Consider the following 15,017-nt stretch of genomic DNA (forward strand, 5'->3'; position numbering starts at 1 on the left):
TTCAGAGAGGAAGGTGTTCACGTGCGCATTGATCCGAATCAACTGGAACTGACAGAACGTGTCGTCCATGTCAATCGCGTGGCGAAGGTCGTCAAGGGTGGACGTCGTTTCTCCTTCTCCGCGCTGGTCGTCGTAGGTGACCAGAACGGTCACGTCGGCGCTGGTCTTGGCAAAGCGCAGGAAGTGCCTGACGCGATCCGCAAGGCGATTGACGACGCAAAGAAGAACCTGATTCACGTACCGATGAAGAAGACGACGATTCCGCACGAAACATTGGGTCATTTCGGCGCAGGCCGCGTGCTGATCAAGCCGGCTCCGCAAGGTAGCGGCGTCATCGCCGGCGGTCCGGCGCGCGCGGTTCTCGAATTGGCTGGTATCAAGGATATCGTTACAAAATCTCTGGGATCGACGAACCCCATCAATATGGTTCACGCGACGCTGGATGCGTTAAAGCAGTTGAAGCGCGCCGATGAGGTCGCACGCCTTCGTGGGAAGTCCGTCGAAGAGATTCTCGGTTAAGGAGGCGTTCAACTTGGCGAAAAAGCTTGCAATTACGTTGACAAAGAGTCCAGTTGGCCGCCCTGAGAATCAACGCAAGACGGCGGTCGCGCTCGGTTTGAGAAAGGTGCGTCAGACCGTGGTGTGCGATGACACTCCAGTCATTCGCGGTATGGTCAACCGGATCAGTCATTTGGTCGAAGTCGTCGAACAAGAAGCGTAATCGAATTCGAAGGAGGTGTCTCACGAATGCAACTGCACGAACTGAAAGCTCAGGAAGGTGCCCGTCGCGCGAAGAAGCGTGTCGGCCGCGGAACGAGTTCTGGTCATGGTAAGACCTCGACTCGTGGACACAAGGGGCAGTGGGCTCGTTCAGGCGGCGGTGTCCGCATTGGTTTTGAAGGCGGCCAGACTCCGTTGTTCCGTCGTTTTCCGAAGCGCGGCTTTAACAATGCCCGTTTCGCGAAGGAGTATGCGACGGTCAACGTGGAGTCCTTGAACGTCTTCGAAGCAGGCTCGGTCGTGACGCCTGATGTTCTGCTGGAACGCCGTATCATCCGCGAACCGCTGGATGGAATCAAGGTTCTTGGCAGTGGTGAACTGCAGGTCAAGCTTACGGTTCACGCACACGCGTTCTCCGCGTCGGCGAAAGAGAAGATCGAGGCCGCAGGCGGAACCGTTGAGGTGATTTAACGTGCTGCAGACCATTGCGAATCTGTGGCGACTGAAACACCTTCGCAATCGGATACTGTTCACACTCATGGTGCTTGCCGTGTATCGGATTGGGACGTACATTCCGGTGCCCGGCATGAACGTGAGTGCGTTGAACTCTGGATCGAGTAACAATGCTCTGTTCAGTCTGCTCAACATGTTTTCCGGCGGCGCCTTTTACCGGTTCTCCATCTTCGCGATGAGCGTGACGCCATACATCACGGCGTCCATCATTGTCCAACTGCTTCAGTCGGGCGTGGTTGCGCGATTTGAAGAATGGCAAAAGGAAGGCGAGTCAGGTCGTCAAAGATTGACTCAAGTTACCCGTTATTTAACAGTTGGACTCGGATGCCTGCAGGCGATGGGTTTTACGTACATGTTTGTCAAATCCGGCGATTTGTTGCCAGGCGCGACAAACTTTTGGTCGTACGTCGTGATTGTTGTGACGTTGACGGCTGGTGACACGCTGTTGATGTGGTTTGGCGAGATGATAACGGAAAAAGGCGTAGGCAACGGCATTTCACTGCTCATCTTCGTGGGTATCTTGTCCCGGTTTTCCACGCTGGGTCAACAGGTCGCCACGAGTTGGTTTGTTGGACAATCCGGCCACTTGATGATCGCAATCCTGAAGACACTGCTGTTGATCGCAGGGATCATCGTGATTTTTGGGCTGATTGTCTTCATCCAACAAGCTGAGCGGAAGATTCCGATCCAGTATGCCAAGCGCGTCGTTGGGCGGACGGTCTACAGCGGGCAACAGTCCTATATTCCCATTAAGGTCATCGCGGCTGGTGTGATTCCGGTCATTTTCGCGGTGTCGCTCCTAATCCTCCCGTACACCATCGCGTCGTACTTTCAGTCACACGGGTGGGCCGCCTTTATTCTGCGGTACTTGAGTCCGCAGACTGGCTGGTATATGGGATTGGAAGTCTTGCTGATCATCGCATTTTCGTTCTTCTATACGCACGTTCAGATCAATCCTCAGCAGTTGGCTGAGCAATTGCAGAAGCACGCTGGGTTTATTCCAGGCGTCCGTCCTGGTGCGGATACGGAACTGTACATCATCAAGGTAATCAACCGGATCACGGTGTTTGGCTCCGTATTTCTGGGCGTGATTTCGATTCTTCCGTTTCTTTTGCTTGGAGCAATCAACCTGACTGACTACAATATTCAGGGAACCTCTCTGATTATCTTGGTCGGCGTCGCGTTGCAAACCATGCAGCAAATGGAAGGTCAACTCCTCCAACGGCAGTACCGGGGGTTCATCCGTTGAGTGCTTTTGCAAACCGTTTACACGCTTGCTCGTTGGTGCATCATTCGCGAATACCGAGGGGGATATGTCAGTGCAGGTAATACTAGTTGGGCTTCCGGGAGCTGGTAAAGGCACACAAGCGGAACGTATCAAAACAGAATTCGGAATTCCTCATATTTCGACTGGTGATATGTTTCGAAGCGCTGTGGCGTCTGGGAGTGAACTTGGTCGCCAACTGAAAGCCTTTTTGGATTCGGGACGTTTGGTACCGGACGAGACGACGATTGCAGTCGTGCGCGAGCGTTTGCAACAGGATGATGCAAAGGACGGATTTCTTCTCGATGGTTTCCCCCGTACGCTGGAACAGGCCCATGCGCTGGATTCGATGCTGTCCGAACTAGACCGGCCACTGGACGTGGTTCTGTACATCCATGTCGATCCAAGCGTGTTGTTGGCACGTTTGACCGGCCGCCGCATATGCAAATCCTGTGGCGCGACGTATCATACGGTCTTCCAACCGCCGAAGGTGGAGGGCGTATGTGACATCGATGGCGGCGAACTTTACCAACGAGCCGACGATACGCCGGAAGCGGTCTCGACTCGTCTGGAACAGTTCAAGCAGACAGCGCCGCTGATTGATTATTACGAACAACGCGGCGTATTGCGTCGAATTGACGGAGAGCAGTCTATCGATCAGGTGCACAGAGACGTTCTGTCGGCGCTCGCGCCGTTTGCGAGGTGACCGTTTTCAGGATGGCGGTACATCGCGAATTGCCACCGCTCGGCTGCCTAGTTGAAGTCATGCAGGGGCGCGATGCTGGCCTGATCGCTGTTGTCGTTGGGCAGGTCGAGGGAAAGTATCTGCTGATTGCCGACGGGAGTGTCCGGCGTTCTGATAAGCCAAAGAAGAAGAACGTCGCGCATGTACGCAAGCTGTCCTATGTGGCAACGGACATCGCGGAACGGCTTCAGAGTGACGGGCATGTCACGAACGCCCAGTTGCGGTACGCGGTACGGACATTCCTCGAAGGACGTTTAGCAGCAGCGCACGATAGCCAACAAGGAGGAGCGTAATATGGCGAAAGACGATGTCATCGAAGTTGAAGGCAAAGTCATAGAACCATTGCCAAATGCAATGTTTCGTGTCGAATTGGAGAATGGCCACAAGGTGCTGGCTCACGTGTCCGGAAAGATCCGGATGCACTACATCAAAATTTTGCCAGGGGACCGCGTGACGGTCGAACTTTCACCGTACGACCTGACACGTGGTAGGATTACGTATCGTTACAAGTAATCCTAGACTGGCATTCGACGCCGAGATGCGGTATGATACCGCAAGTGAGGAGGGTTCTAGATGAAAGTACGGCCTTCTGTCAAGCCCATGTGCGAGAAATGCAAAATCATTCGTCGTAAGGGCACTGTGATGGTCATTTGTGAAAACCCGAAACACAAACAACGCCAGGGTTAATCGTGGTGTTCCAGTCGATACGTCGACAGATTGGAGTCAAACATGTGTCGTCCACGAGGGCAGCGCGGCTGAATCCATGGCACGTGTCCAGAAGGAGCCAATCGGTTCCTTCCGTTGATTGTGTCACGGACCTGTCATCGTGTTTCCATAGACAACTATGCACTACAGCTTCCCAAGCTGAGCAGCGGACTTGATCCGGACTGCACAGCCGCTTTGCAACGTATTTACTTGGAGGTGGAACATTCGCATGGCTCGTATCGCTGGTGTCGATTTGCCGCGTGATAAGCGTGTGGAAGTCGGCTTGACGTATATCTTTGGGATTGGGCGCACGACGTCCAACAAAATTCTCGCAGCGACAGGCATCGATCCAAATCGTCGGGTGAGTGAGTTGACCGAAGACGAAGTGATTCGCCTTCGTGACGAGATCGACCGCACGACGAAGGTGGAAGGTGACCTCCGCCGAGAAATCGCGCTAAATATCAAGCGTCTGACGGAAATCGGCTGTTATCGAGGAGTACGTCATCGTCGCGGTTTGCCCGTTCGCGGACAACGCACGAAGACCAACGCTCGCACACGTAAAGGTCCTCGTCGGACCGTTGCAGGTAAGAAGAAGTAAATCTCGGGAGGTGTAACACTTGGCAAAAGTCAAGCAACGTCGTGGGACGGCTGCTGCAGCGCGTCCGCGTCGTCGTGATCGAAAGAATGTTGAGTCGGGTGTGGCTCACATCCGTTCTACGTTTAACAACACGATTGTAAGCATCACGGATCCAACCGGTGCAGTGATTTCCTGGTCGTCCGCAGGTAACGTCGGCTTTAAGGGATCCCGAAAGAGCACGCCGTATGCTGCGCAAATGGCTGCTGAGACAGCTGCGCGTACGGCTATGGAACATGGTATGAAGCAGGTTGAGGTAACGGTCAAAGGGCCTGGTGCCGGCCGCGAAGCTGCGATTCGGGCTCTGCAGGCTGCTGGCCTGGAAGTTGCGGGAATTCGCGACGTGACGCCGATTCCGCACAACGGGTGCCGCCCTCCGAAGCGTCGTCGTGTCTAACGAGGATCGGTTAAGGTGCGCAGGATCGGATCAATTTATGCAACACGGGTATACAAGAAATTGGAGGTGTCAATGCTAGAATGGCAAGATATACAGGGCCAGTGTGCCGACTGTGCCGTCGCGAAGGTATCAAATTGTACCTGAAGGGCGACCGCTGCTTCAGTGACAAGTGTGCCATCGACAAACGGCCATATGCACCTGGACAACATGGACAAGGTCGCAAACGCAACTCCGAATATGGCAACCAGCTTCGCGAGAAGCAAAAGGCTCGCCGGTATTATGGAGTATTGGAAAGTCAGTTTGAACGCTATTACGAAGAAGCAGCTCGCCGTCGCGGTGTCACGGGCGAAACGTTGCTGTCCATTCTGGAAAGCCGCTTGGACAACATCGCGTATCGGTTGGGCTTCGCCGCTTCTCGTGCGGAAGCTCGCCAATTGGTTCGTCATGGTCACGTGGAAGTCAACGGCCGCCGCGTAGATATCCCATCGTTCCTCGTGCGCGAGGGTGATGTGATTGCGATTCGTGAGAAGAGTCGCGAGATCGGCCGCATCAAAGAGTTGGCTGAAGTGATTACCAATCGGACCATTCCTGCTTGGTTGGAGTTAGACGCCGAGAAGTTGAGTGGCAAGGTCCTGCGCAAGCCGGAGCGTGAAGAGATCGACACGCCTGTGGCTGAGCAGATGATCATCGAACACTACTCGCGGTAATCCGGTAGCGTAAGCTGGCGGGTCTGTACGGGCCAGTCCGGGCGTCGACAAGTACCACTTCCAAGGAGGATTAGGAATGATTGAAATAGAGAAGCCGCGCATTGAGATTGTGGAGCAGTCCCAGGATTACGGGAAGTTCGTTTGCGAACCCTTGGAGCGCGGATATGGCACGACGTTCGGAAATTCTCTGCGCAGAATCCTGCTCTCCTCCATTCCGGGAGCAGCGGTTCGCTCGGTGAAGATTGAGGGCGTTTTGCATGAATTTGCGACAATTCCAGGGGTTGTGGAAGACGTCACAGAAGTGATTCTCAATCTCAAACGGCTCTCGCTTAAAATTCATTCCGACGAAGAGAAGATCCTGATTATCGACGCGGATCGCCCTGGAGCCATTACAGCCGCAGATATACGAGCCGATTCGGATGTGGACATCATGAATCCGGATTTGCACATCGCAACGTTGACAGAAGGTGCGCACGTCTACATGGAATTGCGCGCTGGTCAAGGACGCGGGTATGTGCCAGCCCATCGGAACAAGCCGGAAGAACAGGAAATCGGATTAATTCCAATCGACTCGCTGTACTCGCCGATCTCCCGTGTGAATTTCTCCGTCGAGAATACACGCGTAGGTCAGGTCACCGACTACGACAAGCTGACGCTTGAAGTATGGACGGACGGCAGCGTTGCTCCAGATGAAGCTGTTAGCGTTGGTGCAAAAATCCTGACGGATCACTTGATGCTTTTTGTCGGATTGACAGATCGCGGAAAAGATACCGACATGATGGTCGAAAAAGAGAGCACGCAAAACGATCGGATCATGGATATGCCCATCGAAGAGTTGGATCTTTCTGTGCGCTCCTATAACTGCTTGAAACGGGCCGGCATCAATACCGTTGCGGAACTGTGCTCGAAGTCGGAAGAAGAAATGATGAAGGTCCGCAACCTTGGTCGGAAGTCTCTCGAAGAGGTTGTCGAGAAGCTCGAAGGCCTTGGTCTCGGACTTCGTGAAGAGGACTGACGTCAGTCCCGGACAGCACGGCGGTGGCCGGTGCTGTCGCATCTCAATCGTTTCCAGAGGGAGGGATACCCAGTGGCATATCGTAAGCTGAATCGGACGTCTTCGAACCGGAAGGCGTTGTTTCGGAGTCTCGTAACGGATCTCGTGCTGTACGAGCGGATTCAGACGACGGAAGCGAAGGCGAAAGAACTTCGCTCCATCGCGGAGAAGATGATTACGCTGGCGAAGCGTGGAGATTTGCACGCGCGCCGTCTGGTGGCTCAATACGTGCGTCGCGAAGAATTGGAAGGCAGCGAGCACGATGCAATCCAGAAGCTCTTCAGCGACATCGCGCCGCGTTATCAAGAGCGCAATGGCGGTTATACGCGTATCGTGAAGATTGGACCTCGTCGTGGCGACGCGGCCCCGATGGTTCTCATCGAGCTCGTATAATGGAACGTGTAACACAGGAAAGCCGTGGCAGCCGAATTCGCCTCGTCGTCGCATACGACGGAGCCGGTTTCCACGGCTTTGCCCGTCAACGAGACTTGCGAACCGTCCAAGGCGTTTTAGAAGGCACCTTGTCGACCATGTTGGCGACGTCGATAGAGGTGCACGGTTCCGGTCGTACAGACAAGGGTGTTCATGCCAGGGCCCAGGTGGTCCACTTCGATCAACCCTATGGCCCGCCGCCGGAAAAACTGGTCCACGTACTGAACCGCCGCCTTCCAGACGACATCATTCCCATTCGCGCCGACGCGGTCGACCTTGGATTCCACGCCAGGTTTTCGGTTGTTCGGAAGACGTATCGATACGCGTTGTACCGCGGTCGCATACGAGACCTGTTCCACCGGCCCTTTTCATGGCATGTCCCAACTCCTCTCGATCTCGACGCGATGCGGCGCGGCGCGGCGCATTTGGTGGGGACGCACGACTTCACGTCGTTCTGCAGCGGACAAGCGCCGCAAGAAGACAAGGTGCGTACGCTGTACCGCGTCGAGATCGTGGAAGCGGAACGTATGGTCTACGTGTACGTCGAGGGAAATGGCTTTCTGCAATACATGGTTCGGATACTTGTGGGAACACTGGTGGAGATTGGTCTTGGGCGACGTGCCCCGGATGACATTCGGGAGATTCTGCTCGCGAAAGACCGCGCCCGCGCCGGCAGTACAGCGCCACCGCAAGGATTGTGTTTGTGGAATGTGGAGTATCCAACAGTGTACGGTGGAAAAGTACTTGATCCTGAGTGGCATTTGTAATAAACTTATGCAGGTATATTTGACCCGCTGAAACCCCCCGTTACCCAGTCGGTCAAATTGAGATTCGGAGGGAATCTGAACATGCGTACGACGTATATGGCGAAGCCCGGCAGCGTTGAGCGCAAGTGGTATGTCATCGATGCTACAGACTGGCGTGTAGGTCGATTGGCTACGCACATCGCTTCCATTCTGCGCGGCAAACATAAACCGGAATTTACACCGCATATCGATACAGGCGATTTTGTCGTCGTTATCAACGCGGACAAGGTTCAATTTACAGGAAAGAAGCTCCAGGACAAGAAGTACTATCGTCACTCCGGGTATCCTGGCGGACTCAAGGAGACGACGGCGCAAGAGATGTTGAACAAGCATCCGGAGCGTGTTCTGTACTACGCGGTCCGCGGCATGTTGCCACACAACACGCTTGGGCGTGCTCAATTGAAGAAGTTGAAAGTGTATGCGGGTCCGGAACATCCGCATGAAGCACAACAACCGACACCGCTCGTACCGGGTACGAAGGAATAAGGAGGGACAGGAACTTGGCACGTTTACAGTATATGGCGACTGGACGGCGCAAAACCTCTGTCGCTCGCGTTCGTTTGCTGCCGGGTGACGGCAATATCGTTGTGAACAAGCGCGCGATGGACGATTACTTTGGGTTGGAGACTTTGAAGCTTATCGTCAAGCAACCACTGTTGCTGACGGAGACGCTCAGCCAATATGACGTGTACGCGAATGTCTATGGCGGCGGTATCTCTGGTCAAGCCGGGGCGATTCGCCACGGTATCGCTCGGGCGTTGTTGAAGGTGGATCCAGAGCTTCGCGCACCTTTGAAGCGTGCTGGTTTGCTCACTCGTGACGCTCGTATGAAGGAACGTAAGAAGTACGGTCTGAAGGCCGCTCGTCGCGCTCCTCAGTTTTCGAAGCGTTAATTGTATCGTTTTCTCGGGCTGGTACTGCACGGCAATGTCGTGCGGTACCAGCCTTTTTTCGTTTCGTGCCGTGTCAAGCCTCATTGTTTTCCCTATTCCTGTGCAAACTGAACGAGAGCTTTTCCATGCTGTTGCAGGATAGGAGTGAACGATATGAAGCTTAAGCGAGACAAACACTTCCCCGTCATCATAGCCGCATTCGCCCTCATGGCGTCAGCCTCTGCGTTGAGCCCGTTCATTCATGCGCATGCAGGAGCATGGTTGCAGGCGGAATCGCATAGCGTCAAAGAGGAGACAAAACCCACTGGTATAGCGGGTAAGACCATCGTGATCGACCCTGGACACGGAGGAAGCGACTCGGGCGCTCGAGGCGTGAACGGACTGCAGGAGAAAGAGATTACACTCGCGGTGTCGCGCCGACTCACGGCTTATTTGCAGCAAGCTGGCGCGCATGTCGTGATGACGAGAACGTCGGATGTCGATCTCGCCACAGATGAGGATCGAACCCGTCGCCGTCGGCATATAGGTGATCTGCAAGGACGTCTCCAGGTTGTGCGAAAGCAACATGTGGACGCATTTGTTTCGATTCACTGCAATGCGGCTCCGTCGCCGAACTGGCACGGCGCGCAAGTCCTGTACTTCCGAAACAATGTCGAGGGCAAGACACTCGCGACCATTCTACAAGAGACGTACGGACGCGAACTGCTGACAACCAATCGGGCCATTCAGTCCAACCGGACGCTGTATTTGCTGAAGCGGATCGAAGGGCCGACTGTGCTTGCCGAAATCGGATTTATCACCAACCCGACGGAAGCAGCCGCGATGCGAACACCCGCTTATCAAGAACGGATCGCGTTCGCGACCTACCAAGCCCTGGTTCGATATTTCAGCGATCCGTCTGTTCTGCAAGCCAACCAGATGGGCAATGAAAGCGACACGGAACAGGATAGGTCAGGGCAGGATGAGGCCAACGATGCTGACGTCTCCGACGAAACGTAGTCCATTACGAGGAGTTGGGCATTCATGCGAGCGATGAGGCGCGACGGGAGACTTCCCATCCTAGGACCGCTAGGTCTGGCTGTACTGTTGATCGCAGCGACGAGCTTCAGCGTCAATCTCTTCGCTTCGGAGTCGAAAAGTCAAGCATCGACCAGTGAGCGGCAGGTTCATTCCACCAACGAGCCGCGGCTGTCCATGTCCACTGCGCCGTTTCAGTGGAATGACCGCCCTGTTTTTCAAGTGAAGAACGACTCCACGCAGACGCTCTCGCACGTCTTCATCCAAAGCTGGAACAACGACATCCTGCCCGTGCTGGCCGTCGGCAGTCAGTTCCCGCACCCTCTCCCTGCGGACGGCGATCCCAATCCGCCTTACACCCTGCAGCCAGGAGCCTCCATCTGGTTCGTCGGTGAGCCGAATTCGGACACCGAGTATGTCGTCAATTGGCTTGGCGCGAACGATCGCGGCGAGTATGAAGTGCTTCGGGCCAATTTGGATTCGTCCGAGTGATGTTGTACACTTTCGCTAGGAAGTGTCTCGTCACTTCGGATAGGAGGACAAGGTGCCGTGGTTACAAAGGAACAAGTGATTGAAGCATTGCGGGATGTACACGATCCCGAAGTCCATAGAAGCATCGTCGAGTTGGACATGGTGAAGTCCGTCGAGATCGAAGGAACACATGTGACGGTCGAGGTGTTGTTGACCATTCGAGGCTGTCCGCTCAGCAACGTGATCGAGAAGGAAGTAAACGACCGCCTGAGCAAGCTGGCGGGTGTGGACGAGGTCACGGTGAAGATTGGCCACATGAGCGACGAAGAGCGGGCGGCGTTCGCGGCAAAGGTCCGCGGCGGTTCGGCTGCAGGCGCCAATCCGCAGCAAGCGCAGCTTCCGCCGCTCTTGCAGGAAGGCGGTCCGAGGCATTTTCTCGCCGTGGCGTCCGGCAAAGGCGGTGTGGGGAAGTCCACCGTGACGGCCAACCTGGCGGTGGCGCTCGCGCGCCAGGGCGTTCGCGTGGCCTTGATCGACGCGGACATCTACGGATTCAGCATTCCAGCCATCTTTGGCGTTCAGGAGCGCAAGCCGACGATGATCGACGAACTGATCATCCCTGTCGAAGCGAACGGCGTCAAACTGATCTCGATGCAGTTCTTCGTCCCGAAGGATACACCGGTTGTTTGGCGTGGCCCGATGTTGGGAAAGATGCTCCGAAACTTTTTTGCGCAGGTCGTTTGGGGAGACGTCGACGTGGTGCTGTTGGACTTGCCGCCAGGAACCGGCGACATGGCGCTCGATATTCACACACTTCTGCCAAACAGCAAGCAGCTGATTGTGACGACGCCGCAGAGCGCCGCGTCGGAAGTGGCCGTGCGCGCAGGCCTGATGGGTGTTCGGACCAATCACGAGGTGATTGGCGTCGTGGAGAATATGGCCTACTATCAGTGCGAAGCTTGCGGGGAGCCAGCCTATATCTTCGGACGGGGCGGCGGAGAGCGCGTGGCCAAGCAGTTGAACACCGATCTCTTGGCGGAAATCCCTATCGCCAACCTGAGTGAGCAAACCAGCGGCGTATTTGACGCCAACAGCATTCAGGGAGTCCAGTTTGACAAATTGGCAATCCGCGTACGCGAATCGCTCGGACTGACGTCACAGGAACTGCGCGCATAGTGTCGGTCGGGGAGCAAATAGACGGGTATGCCCGGCAAAAGCAAATGGGCCGATTCATGCGATCACGCACGATTCGGCCCATTCTGCATCAACTGGATCCTCCGCTGCCTCCTCCTTCTCCTCCAGAACCGCCTGATCCTCCGGAACTATTCTGACTTCCGCCACTGCTCTCGCCTCCGGATGCTTGGCCAGCTTCCATGGCCTTCTTGATTGCCTGTTGAAGTGTCTCTTGGAATTGGACCTGATACGTCGGCGACTGCATGGTTTGCAAAATCAGCTTTTGCAGATCGGATCGGAACTGCGGACCCTGCATCATGGTTTGCAAATTCTTGGTGAACTCGTCCGATTTCAAAAGAACGAGCATATCCTGTTGAAAACTCGGTTCTTTCATCAGTTCCTGGACAGTCGTTTTCAATTCGGGCTGCGCAGCCTTGGCGAGGGCAGCAGCAAAGGTCGGGTCTTTAGCCGCCTCAGCGAGAAATTGTTGATTCTTCGGCGACTCGATAAACTGGGTCATCGCCTTCTGAATATCGGTCGGCGACGCCAGCAACTGGTTTTTGAATTCAGGATTTTTCATCGTCTCCAAGAGTGCTTCTTGGCCTTCCTTAGAATTCAAAATATCGACGACCATTTGCTTTGTTTGGCCGTATCCACCTCCGGTGCTGCTGCCACTGACGTCAGCGCCTGCGTCCGACATTCCGCAGCCGACAACGAACAGCGTACTCAATCCAATGGTGAGCAATCCAGCAGTCTTACGGTTCATGACAGCCCCTCCATGGTGTTCTCAACTCTTGTGTCTCAGTATGTGACTGCAGGCAGCGGACTATCCGAGCGGCTCCGCCGTCCCTCTACTCCGCGTCCTTGCACCGCGCTGGACCGCATTCGCACACCGAGACCCGCGACAAGAAGCTTTCGGAACGTGTTACTGAACCGAGGAGGACACGTTCGTGCCGGATATCAACTCAGATACGGTGACAAATTGATATCCCTGTTGCCGCAACTGCGAAATGATCTGAGGCAAGGCCTGCACGATCTGCTTTGACGAGTCGCTGGCGTGCATGAGGATGATATCTCCCGGCACGACGCGCTTGGTGACACGGTTTACAATGTTCTGTACGCCAGGGTTCTTCCAGTCGAGCGAATCGGTGTTCCACTGAATGACCTTGTATCCCATGTCGTTCAAGCAAGCGATCACGCGCGGATTGAAGTCCCCATTTGGCGTCCGAATCAGCTTCGGATGGACTCCTGTGACCTGTGCGATGGACTGATCCGCAATTTGCACCTGTTGGCGTATCCAACTGTTTGGGTAATTGGAGAAATCTTTGTGTAAATTGCCGTGGCTGCCAATTTCATAGCCCATCGCCTTGATCCGCTTGGCAATTTCGGGATGGTGCAGCGTCCAAGGGCCGCTCAGAAAAAACGTAGCCTTCTTGACGTTTTGTTCTTTCAACACGTCGAGCACAGGCTCAGGCACTTTATTGCCCCACGAGATATCGAAGGTCAGCGCAACCACCTTCTTGTCCGTCTCGACTTTATAGATGGCTTTGGGCGCATCGGACTTCGCCGACGCGGTTGCGGGGTGCGCTATGGACAGTCCAGTCAGCAACAAGGCCGCTGCTGCCAGTTGCGTCCAACGTCGAATCGCTTTCCAAGTCATGAACATAGACCTCCTTTTTTCATACGGAAGTCTTTGCTTGCGAACTGCTTGCTATGCAATTTCACATTGCGTTTTGCAGAAAATGGGAGATGGTTTGTTTTGATCCGAACTCGCGATAGCGTAAGCTAAGCGTAGACCGGAGAGCATGGAATGGAGGAATGGCCATGAAAGACCTGCGGATTATTGGCGTCCCATCCGATTTGGGGCAGGGTCGTCGAGGCGTTGATATGGGACCGAGCGCCATTCGTTATGCAAACCTGAGCAGCAAGCTGGAGTCGCTTGGCTATCGAGTGCAAGACTTGGGCAACATCAACGTTCCGACCCCGGAGATGCACGACGGCGAAGTGAATCATGGGCTGCGGTATCTTCGGGAGGTCGCTCAACTGTCGCAGACATTGGCCGACATGGTGAAGAACGTGATCGAAGAGGGGCATTTACCCATCGTCCTTGGCGGTGATCACTCCGTAGCCATCGGCAGTCTGGCTGGACTTTCACAAACGAACCCGAACTACGGTGTCATCTGGTTCGACGCCCATGGTGACATGAATACCCCTGAAACCACGCCCACAGGCAACATCCACGGGATGCCGCTCGCGGTCAGCCTCGGCTACGGGCATCCTGATCTGACAAGCATCGGCGGTTTCATTGGCAAGGTGAAGCCGCAAAATGTGGTTCTTGTCTGCATTCGCTCCATCGATCGCGAGGAAGCCGAGCTGATCCGCAAGACTGGCGTCAAGTGTTTCACAATGGCCGAGATCGATATGCGTGGGATGGCAACGGTAATGTCGGAAGCCATCGAGATCGCGGCGGCGGGTACGGACGGGATTCACCTGAGCCTGGATTTGGACGCGCTCGATCCGATGTTTGCACCAGGCGTCGGCACGCCTGTGAACGGCGGCGTGACGTACCGCGAAGGGCATCTGGCGATGGAACTGCTCGCGAACTCCGGCAAACTGCAGTCCGTCGATGTCGTCGAAGTGAACCCGATTCTCGACAAGCAGAATCAGACAGCCAGGATGGCTGTGGAACTGCTTGAATCCCTGTTCGGAAAAACCGTTATTTAGGCAGTCACTGTGACCACTTGCCCTCTCAGCCCATAGCTTAAAAAAGCACCGACGGCTGGGAGGGCTCACGATGTTAATGCTCGCGTTAGGCGACTCCATTACATATGGATACGGCGCCACGAGTCCAGAGAGGAGTTTCGTGAAATTGCTGCAAAAGCAGCTTGCGAAGCATGGACGAACCACATTGCACCTGCAAGCGAAGCCAGGCTGGACTTCCAAGCAACTGAATAAGTCTTTGAACGATCTGCCGCAATGCATTTTTGACGAATCGGAAATCGTCACACTGATGATTGGCGGCAACGATTTGCTTCACGCTGCGACCACTTTGCTCATGGGGCGAGCGGACAAGATTGCGCAGGTGTGCGACAAATCGAGGAGCGAGATCGAAGCGATTGTGGAGCGGACGAAGAGGCCGTACAACACGTTTGCCATCGCCACGCTCTACAACCCATTTCCCAACTTCAAGTTGGCGGAACGAATTATTTCGCAATACAACGACATGATCCGCAGCGTCGCCGCGCGCCACGGCTTGGTGCTGGTCGAGGGCCCCAAGTTGTTCCGCGGCAAGGAACCGACGTATGTTGAACACTATCGCAACGGCGTTTTTCGGGACGTCAGGCTGGTACGCAATCCCATCCATCCTACGGATGAAGGCCATTTGGCTCTCTATCAGGGTTTTTATCGGGCCATCAACCGGGCGCGGGCGCGCGCCAAAGCAAATAAGCGCAGAAGCGGCCGCCAAAGCTGGCAAGCGTAGAGAAA

23 protein-coding genes are annotated in these 15,017 nt (G+C 55.0%); 21 read left to right on the forward strand and 2 right to left on the reverse strand.

Annotation, left to right across the window (positions count from 1 at the left end; translation table 11 throughout):
- The first annotated feature begins 21 nt into the window (after positions 1-21).
- From rpsE to salA, 19 genes are all read left to right on the forward strand, one after another.
- Positions 22-519 (forward strand): 30S ribosomal protein S5, encoded by a 498-nt coding sequence (rpsE, locus tag AAC01S_RS07630; RefSeq protein WP_067621098.1) that lies wholly within the window; start codon positions 22-24, stop codon positions 517-519.
- 13 nt (positions 520-532) lie between these two features.
- On the forward strand, positions 533-721 hold the full coding sequence (gene rpmD, locus AAC01S_RS07635; protein WP_067621099.1) for a 50S ribosomal protein L30: 189 nt from the start codon (positions 533-535) through the stop codon (positions 719-721).
- Positions 722-747: 26 nt separating this feature from the next.
- Positions 748-1,191, forward strand: a complete 444-nt coding sequence (gene rplO, locus AAC01S_RS07640) for a 50S ribosomal protein L15 (protein WP_067621100.1) — start codon at positions 748-750, stop codon at positions 1,189-1,191.
- A gap of 1 nt (position 1,192) precedes the next feature.
- Positions 1,193-2,482 (forward strand): preprotein translocase subunit SecY, encoded by a 1,290-nt coding sequence (secY, locus tag AAC01S_RS07645; protein WP_067621101.1) that lies wholly within the window; start codon positions 1,193-1,195, stop codon positions 2,480-2,482.
- A gap of 70 nt (positions 2,483-2,552) precedes the next feature.
- On the forward strand, positions 2,553-3,203 hold the full coding sequence (locus AAC01S_RS07650) for an adenylate kinase (protein ID WP_067621102.1): 651 nt from the start codon (positions 2,553-2,555) through the stop codon (positions 3,201-3,203).
- 11 nt (positions 3,204-3,214) lie between these two features.
- Positions 3,215-3,535: a KOW domain-containing RNA-binding protein gene (locus AAC01S_RS07655; RefSeq protein ID WP_067621103.1), complete on the forward strand. Its 321-nt coding sequence runs from the start codon at positions 3,215-3,217 to the stop codon at positions 3,533-3,535.
- A gap of 1 nt (position 3,536) precedes the next feature.
- A complete protein-coding gene (gene infA, locus AAC01S_RS07660) occupies positions 3,537-3,755 on the forward strand; it encodes a translation initiation factor IF-1 (RefSeq protein ID WP_067621104.1) in 219 nt (72 codons plus the stop codon).
- 60 nt (positions 3,756-3,815) lie between these two features.
- Positions 3,816-3,929, forward strand: coding sequence for a 50S ribosomal protein L36 (gene rpmJ, locus AAC01S_RS07665; protein ID WP_067621105.1), 114 nt, complete (start codon positions 3,816-3,818; stop codon positions 3,927-3,929).
- A 247-nt stretch (positions 3,930-4,176) separates the two neighbouring features.
- Positions 4,177-4,545 carry a 30S ribosomal protein S13 gene (gene rpsM / locus AAC01S_RS07670; RefSeq protein WP_067621106.1) on the forward strand — a complete coding sequence of 123 codons (369 nt, stop codon included), beginning with the start codon at positions 4,177-4,179 and terminating at the stop codon, positions 4,543-4,545.
- A 19-nt stretch (positions 4,546-4,564) separates the two neighbouring features.
- Entirely contained in the window at positions 4,565-4,978 is a 414-nt protein-coding gene (gene rpsK / locus AAC01S_RS07675) for a 30S ribosomal protein S11 (RefSeq protein WP_067621107.1), read from the forward strand.
- A gap of 80 nt (positions 4,979-5,058) precedes the next feature.
- Entirely contained in the window at positions 5,059-5,685 is a 627-nt protein-coding gene (gene rpsD / locus AAC01S_RS07680) for a 30S ribosomal protein S4 (RefSeq protein ID WP_067621108.1), read from the forward strand.
- 76 nt (positions 5,686-5,761) lie between these two features.
- Positions 5,762-6,700: a DNA-directed RNA polymerase subunit alpha gene (locus AAC01S_RS07685; protein ID WP_067621109.1), complete on the forward strand. Its 939-nt coding sequence runs from the start codon at positions 5,762-5,764 to the stop codon at positions 6,698-6,700.
- Between the two features lie 72 nt (positions 6,701-6,772).
- The gene (gene rplQ / locus AAC01S_RS07690) at positions 6,773-7,132 is read left to right on the forward strand and encodes a 50S ribosomal protein L17 (RefSeq protein WP_067621110.1); all 360 of its coding nucleotides are present in this window, start codon (positions 6,773-6,775) and stop codon (positions 7,130-7,132) included.
- A complete protein-coding gene (gene truA / locus AAC01S_RS07695) occupies positions 7,132-7,938 on the forward strand; it encodes a tRNA pseudouridine(38-40) synthase TruA (RefSeq protein ID WP_067621111.1) in 807 nt (268 codons plus the stop codon). The genes rplQ and truA overlap by 1 nt, the downstream gene beginning before the upstream one ends.
- A gap of 81 nt (positions 7,939-8,019) precedes the next feature.
- Complete coding sequence (gene rplM / locus AAC01S_RS07700; protein ID WP_067621112.1) at positions 8,020-8,463, forward strand: 50S ribosomal protein L13; 444 nt, start codon at positions 8,020-8,022, stop codon at positions 8,461-8,463.
- A gap of 14 nt (positions 8,464-8,477) precedes the next feature.
- Positions 8,478-8,870 carry a 30S ribosomal protein S9 gene (gene rpsI / locus AAC01S_RS07705; RefSeq protein WP_067621113.1) on the forward strand — a complete coding sequence of 131 codons (393 nt, stop codon included), beginning with the start codon at positions 8,478-8,480 and terminating at the stop codon, positions 8,868-8,870.
- Between the two features lie 153 nt (positions 8,871-9,023).
- Positions 9,024-9,869 (forward strand): N-acetylmuramoyl-L-alanine amidase, encoded by an 846-nt coding sequence (locus AAC01S_RS07710; protein ID WP_083511611.1) that lies wholly within the window; start codon positions 9,024-9,026, stop codon positions 9,867-9,869.
- A 24-nt stretch (positions 9,870-9,893) separates the two neighbouring features.
- Positions 9,894-10,379: a hypothetical protein gene (locus tag AAC01S_RS07715; protein ID WP_067621114.1), complete on the forward strand. Its 486-nt coding sequence runs from the start codon at positions 9,894-9,896 to the stop codon at positions 10,377-10,379.
- 57 nt (positions 10,380-10,436) lie between these two features.
- Positions 10,437-11,534 (forward strand): iron-sulfur carrier protein/transcriptional regulator SalA, encoded by a 1,098-nt coding sequence (gene salA, locus AAC01S_RS07720; protein WP_067621115.1) that lies wholly within the window; start codon positions 10,437-10,439, stop codon positions 11,532-11,534.
- An 88-nt stretch (positions 11,535-11,622) separates the two neighbouring features.
- Here the strand turns inward: salA and gerD are convergent, their stop codons facing one another.
- Entirely contained in the window at positions 11,623-12,297 is a 675-nt protein-coding gene (gerD, locus tag AAC01S_RS07725) for a spore germination lipoprotein GerD (protein WP_169794025.1), read from the reverse strand.
- Positions 12,298-12,456: 159 nt separating this feature from the next.
- Entirely contained in the window at positions 12,457-13,197 is a 741-nt protein-coding gene (pdaB, locus tag AAC01S_RS07730) for a polysaccharide deacetylase family sporulation protein PdaB (protein ID WP_067621116.1), read from the reverse strand.
- A gap of 158 nt (positions 13,198-13,355) precedes the next feature.
- On the opposite strand from pdaB, the gene rocF reads away from it, so the two are divergent.
- Together rocF and AAC01S_RS07740 are read left to right on the forward strand one after the other, a co-directional pair.
- Positions 13,356-14,255 (forward strand): arginase, encoded by a 900-nt coding sequence (gene rocF, locus AAC01S_RS07735; RefSeq protein ID WP_067621117.1) that lies wholly within the window; start codon positions 13,356-13,358, stop codon positions 14,253-14,255.
- A 70-nt stretch (positions 14,256-14,325) separates the two neighbouring features.
- Positions 14,326-15,012, forward strand: coding sequence for an SGNH/GDSL hydrolase family protein (locus AAC01S_RS07740; RefSeq protein WP_067621118.1), 687 nt, complete (start codon positions 14,326-14,328; stop codon positions 15,010-15,012).
- The last annotated feature ends 5 nt before the right edge of the window (positions 15,013-15,017 follow it).

This window comes from Alicyclobacillus acidiphilus NBRC 100859 (assembly GCF_001544355.1).
Taxonomy (GTDB): Bacteria; Bacillota; Bacilli; order Alicyclobacillales; family Alicyclobacillaceae; genus Alicyclobacillus; species Alicyclobacillus acidiphilus.